The sequence below is a fragment of the Sphingobium sp. genome (assembly GCF_035511395.1).
In the GTDB taxonomy this organism is placed as follows: domain Bacteria; phylum Pseudomonadota; class Alphaproteobacteria; order Sphingomonadales; family Sphingomonadaceae; genus Sphingobium.
Genome location: NZ_DATKFP010000375.1, coordinates 1 through 4,512 on the forward strand (window position 1 = coordinate 1; position 4,512 = coordinate 4,512).

General features: G+C 60.1%; 6 protein-coding genes. 1 reads left to right on the forward strand and 5 read right to left on the reverse strand.

The annotated features are described in order from the left end of the window. Positions 1 to 93: ATP-binding cassette domain-containing protein (locus VMR39_RS25630; RefSeq protein WP_325420565.1), on the reverse strand; the 93-nt coding region annotated here is incomplete at its 3' end. Positions 94 to 145: 52 nt separating this feature from the next. Between VMR39_RS25630 and VMR39_RS25635 the strand changes: the two genes are divergently transcribed. After that, positions 146 to 1,990: a glycoside hydrolase family 15 protein gene (locus VMR39_RS25635; RefSeq protein WP_325420554.1), complete on the forward strand. Its 1,845-nt coding sequence runs from the start codon at positions 146 to 148 to the stop codon at positions 1,988 to 1,990. Positions 1,991 to 2,038: 48 nt separating this feature from the next. On the opposite strand, the gene VMR39_RS25640 is transcribed toward VMR39_RS25635, so the two are convergent. From VMR39_RS25640 to VMR39_RS25655, 4 genes are all read right to left on the reverse strand, one after another. After that, positions 2,039 to 2,236, reverse strand: coding sequence for a hypothetical protein (locus VMR39_RS25640; RefSeq protein WP_325420556.1), 198 nt, complete (start codon positions 2,234 to 2,236; stop codon positions 2,039 to 2,041). Next, the gene (locus tag VMR39_RS25645; RefSeq protein WP_325420558.1) at positions 2,236 to 2,679 is read right to left on the reverse strand and encodes a pyridoxamine 5'-phosphate oxidase family protein; all 444 of its coding nucleotides are present in this window, start codon (positions 2,677 to 2,679) and stop codon (positions 2,236 to 2,238) included. The genes VMR39_RS25640 and VMR39_RS25645 overlap by 1 nt, the downstream gene beginning before the upstream one ends. Positions 2,680 to 2,779: 100 nt before the next feature. Beyond that, a complete protein-coding gene (locus tag VMR39_RS25650; RefSeq protein WP_325420560.1) occupies positions 2,780 to 3,577 on the reverse strand; it encodes an alpha/beta hydrolase family protein in 798 nt (265 codons plus the stop codon). Continuing rightward, positions 3,574 to 4,512, reverse strand: a 939-nt coding sequence (locus tag VMR39_RS25655; protein ID WP_325420563.1) for a DUF3182 family protein, incomplete at its 5' end; no start/stop codon positions are given. The genes VMR39_RS25650 and VMR39_RS25655, both read right to left, overlap by 4 nt.

The following is a 4,512-nucleotide window of genomic DNA, read 5'->3' on the forward strand; positions in this document are numbered from 1 at the left end:
CAGCGTCTTGACCAGCGTGGACTTGCCCTGACCGTTGGCGCCCAGGATGCCGATGCGCTGCCCGGGCATCACCGAGCGGTTGATGTTGTGCACGATGGTGATGTCGCCGTCGTCATGGCGGTAGCCGCAATCCAGGTCGCCTCTCGTGCGTTCTCACCTGAAATCAGTTCAAGGGAATGTCGTTATCAACATAATCCGGCTCGACAACGCTCGCCCCCGGCGCGACGCGGAAAACTATCTTCATCTCGAACATTATGCGGCCCTGGGCGATGGCCGGACGGTGGCCCTGAGCGGTAGCGATGGGTCGCTCGACTGGTGGTGTGTCCCCAATCTCGATTCTCCGCCCCTGTTCGATAGGTTGCTTGATCCGCAGGAGGGCGGCTATTTCGCCATCAAGCCTAACGAGGATTTCGAGGTCGAGCGGGCTTATCGTCCCGAGAGTAATGTCCTCGAGACCATATTCACGACCGTTAATGGTAAGGCGCGAATGGTCGAAACGCTTAACAGCGGTTCTGCGGGACGCTTGCCCTGGTGCGAACTGGCGCGGCGTATCGAGGGGCTGGAAGGCTCGGTACATTTCGATATCGCTTTGAGGCTCGGTCACCGGGCCGGGACCGCTTCCCCCTATATGCAGAATGTCGGAGGCCATGATGTCTTCCATGTCGGCGGCGTGCTGGGTCTCTTTCTGCGGGGATCGGGCGTGATCATCGAGCATCTTGGCGATAGTGGGGCGACCGCAAGTTTGACGATCGAGGCGGGTCAGACGGAACTGCTCGCGATCGTGGCGGGCGAAGACGAGCCGCTGGTGGCGCCTTCGCTTGACGAAATAGACGCCCGGATCGACGGCTCGGATGACGAATGGCGCACTTGGGCGAAGACGGTCCAATGTGACGGACCATATCGGGAGGCATTGGTCAGAAGTGCCCTGGCCCTCAAGCTCCTGCTCTTTTCGCCCAGTGGAGCGATCGCAGCGGCGGCGACCACCTCTCTTCCTGAACGGATTGGCGGGGCGAAAAATTATGACTATCGCTTCGCCTGGGTCCGCGACGCCGGCTATACCATCAACGCCTTCCTGCGCGTTGGTGCTCAGGCAGAGGCGAAGGCTGCTCTGACCTGGTTGCTCAAGCAAATCGAGGAAGTGGGGCCGCGCGTCTGCTATTCGATCTGGGGCGGCGCAGCTTCAGACGTCCGGACAGTCGACCTGCCTGGCTATCGCCGTTCAGAGCCGGTTGTCGCTGGAAACCGCGCCACGGATCAGCGGCAGCATGGAATTTATGGCGATATCTTCGAGACCGCGTCATGCTTCGTAAACCATGGCAATATCCTGGACGCGCGGAGCGCAGAGATATTGGCCCATCTTGCCGATCAGTGCGCGGACATCTGGCGCCAGAAGGATAGCGGCATCTGGGAGCTTGCGCAGGAGCAGCATTATACCATGTCGAAAATCAGTTGCTGGCAGGCCCTGGCCCGCGCCGTCGAACTGGCCGACGCAGGGCAATTGCCGACGACCTGTCGCGATCGCTGGTCACGCGAACGAGACAGGATCGAGGCCTGGATAACGGAGCATTGCTGGTCCGAGAGCCTCGGCGCCTATAGTTTCTATCCGGGCTCGGATCGCCTCGATGCGTCCCTCGCCCTTGCTGTGCGCTTTGGGTTCGATGGACGGGATCGCCTGCGTCGAACGGTCGAGGCGATCGATCGAGAACTCGGCTGTGGAGCCTATCATTATCGTTATTCCGGAGCCGACAAGGAAGAAGGCTGCTTCCTCGCCTGCACCTTCTGGATGATCGAGGCCAAAATTCTGCTTGATCAGCCTGGAGCGGCGTCCAGGGCATTTACCGAAGCGATTGAGGGGCTGGCGCCCACAGCTGGCGTATATCCTGAAATGATCGATCCTGTGTCAGGCCAATATCTGGGCAACATGCCGCAAGGACTGACCCATCTTGCGATCATTCAGGCTCTCATGTCGCTGCGGGCTGGCAGAGGCTAGGCTCCAGCGAACATGGCCAGCTTCCAGCTCCTTTGAAAGCTGTGCGGTTCAAGGCTGCTGGTTATAGGATGGGCCGGTATGCTCGGTCGCGACGTTGTTGCCGGTGACCTGATCCTGCTCCAGTTCCTCGCCATGCCAGACATTTCTCGCGACGAATATGATGATGAACAGGGCGATGATGACGCCGCAAATGAATGCGCCGGCCTTTCCGAGCCGGCGCGGCGAGGGCTTCTCATCCGATGCCATCAGTGAGCGCCCTCCAGCAATAGCTCGCCTTCCTCTTCGCCATCCCAATAATGCGCGCGCTCGCCAATCACCTGGATGAGGACGAGGCCGGGCGTTAGCGGGCCCTGCGGCCACCACCGTTCCAGACCTTTCGTCCAATGCGCTTCAAACTGGTCCTTGTCGCGGATGAGCATGGCTGTCCCTTCCACCGCCAGAAAGAAGGGGCGTTGTCCCAACAAGCCCGATTTACCCTGATAGCTTAGATTTACTGCGGGATCGGCCTTGATATCCGACACAATGAGCGTGGTCTCTTCCGTGAAAAACCAGGCGCTACCGTCATAATCGACCTCGCGATTATTGCTCATCGGACGCGATCCGATCGCGCCGCCGCCCGTATGGGTGGCCAGCATCGCGAAATCGATCTCCTTCATCTTGTGCGACAGGTCTTCAAGCGACATGGACATGGCGGTCTACTCCTATTGCTGTGGCATCAACGCACGAGCAGGAACAACGGACCCCCTCACAGGGAAGCGTCGCTACAATAGCGCATCCGCTTGGACAGGATCAGCCTTGCGCGAGTTTCCTCGCCTGCGATGGCAAACTTTCCACTGCCTGGGCGTCGGGTTGTGACGGGCGGCGGCCGCCCCGGACCATCTCCTCTATCCAGGTGAGCAGCAACTGGTTGTAGGCCCGTCGGCCGCCTTCATCCCGCAGCGAATGATCAGCGCCTTTTAGGATACGATAGCTCAGCGAATTGCTGTTGTGGAACGCCGACATATAGGAGCTGATAGTCGCGTGCGGCACATAATCGTCATGTTCCGATTCAACGATCAGGACATCGCCGGCAAAGCGCTCGCAAGCGGCCAGAGCCTTGTCTTCCCGGCCCGTTCGAAAGCGCGCCCGATAGGCATTGATGAGATCGCGGTCGAGCTTCGCCTTGGGCACATCCCAATGTTCGTCAGGATAGAGCGCAGGAACGCGAAGCGCCAACCAGTTGACCGGGCGAGCCGCAGTCAGCAATGCCGCAAGATAGCCACCATAGCTGGTGCCAACGACCGCAATCGCCGACGGATCGACCTGGTCCTGCCGGACGAGATAATCATAGGCCGCCGTCACATCGGCAAGACCGTGCGACCGGGTCACGACATGGCGCTCTTCGGCATGTTTGGCATGGCCTCGCAGATCGAACGTGAAGCAGATGCAGCCCAATTGGGCGATCTCTTCGGCTCTCACCATATCCTGTTCGCGCGAGCCGCCCCATCCGTGGATGAACAGGATGCCAGGGACCAGCTTGTCGGGCGACAACAAGGTTGCTTCCAGGCTCTCGCCCTCGACGTCAAAGGATAGCTGATTTCCTGTCATTCCAGCTCCATCGCATATTTTGTCATCGGTCCTGCCACGGGATCGACACCGCTGTAATAGATAATGCTGCCGTCCGGAGCAGAATCGACCTCGCCATAAATCTCCATCGTCAGGCATGTCACAGCCGATCGGCCGGGATCACGCGCCAGGGCTTCGAACGCCGCGATCTCCGCGCCGCTCGCGCCGCCGGCACGCCAACTCTGCTCGAGCACGCCGATGCGGCGTTCGCCGTAGGAATTGACGCCGGCGGCGACATCGTAATTGCGGCGAGACGCCAGCAAATCCGGATAAAATCGTGAGACTATGACGTCATAGGCGATCGCCTTGTCGATCCCTTGCTGCAGTTCGTCAGCCAGGCCCAGGCTCGCAAGCTGCTCCAGACCGCCCCTCACGACATGAAGGGTGGAGCCGCCGTAGACAGTCGCGCCACTATTGTTGGTGGTGAGCCGCTGCGTACCCCAATAGGAAATCGCCTCGCCAAACAGCCGTGTCGTACCGACGCTATAGGTGATGACATCATCGAGATTCTCCTCGATCACCACGCCATGGCTGGAGATGGCAGCCTCGTCGAGTTGGGCCATCGCTTCGTCCAGTTCCTCAGCCGACGTTGCGACGAACTGGCCTAGTCCCGCGGTGGCCTCGACCTCCTTCAGGCGGATCGCTGTGCGCCCGAGCATATCAAGAGCGGCGGCGCGGACCGCATCGAGAGTGAAGGCCGACCAGCCCGAAAGAACGTGAGGAGCAAGAGCCAATCCCAGCTCAGGGCGCCATCCGGCGGGAATTGCAGGGTCGTCCTCGAAGGCCGGATGCGTGATGACCTTGCTCCCGACAAACGGAAACGGCACGACGCCACCGTAAATCTGGCTCTCAGTCTGGATGCCCAGTTTTCTTGCCGTCGAGAGATCGATCGTGCCGGTCGGAATGAAGAGTGTGTC

Bases quoted from the DNA above. Each gene is read 5' to 3' on its own strand.
- VMR39_RS25640 (WP_325420556.1), bottom strand. From the start codon at position 2,236: ATGGCATCGGATGAGAAGCCCTCGCCGCGCCGGCTCGGAAAGGCCGGC.
- VMR39_RS25645 (WP_325420558.1), bottom strand. From the start codon at position 2,679: ATGTCCATGTCGCTTGAAGACCTGTCGCACAAGATGAAGGAGATCGAT.
- VMR39_RS25650 (WP_325420560.1), bottom strand. From the start codon at position 3,577: ATGACAGGAAATCAGCTATCCTTTGACGTCGAGGGCGAGAGCCTGGAA.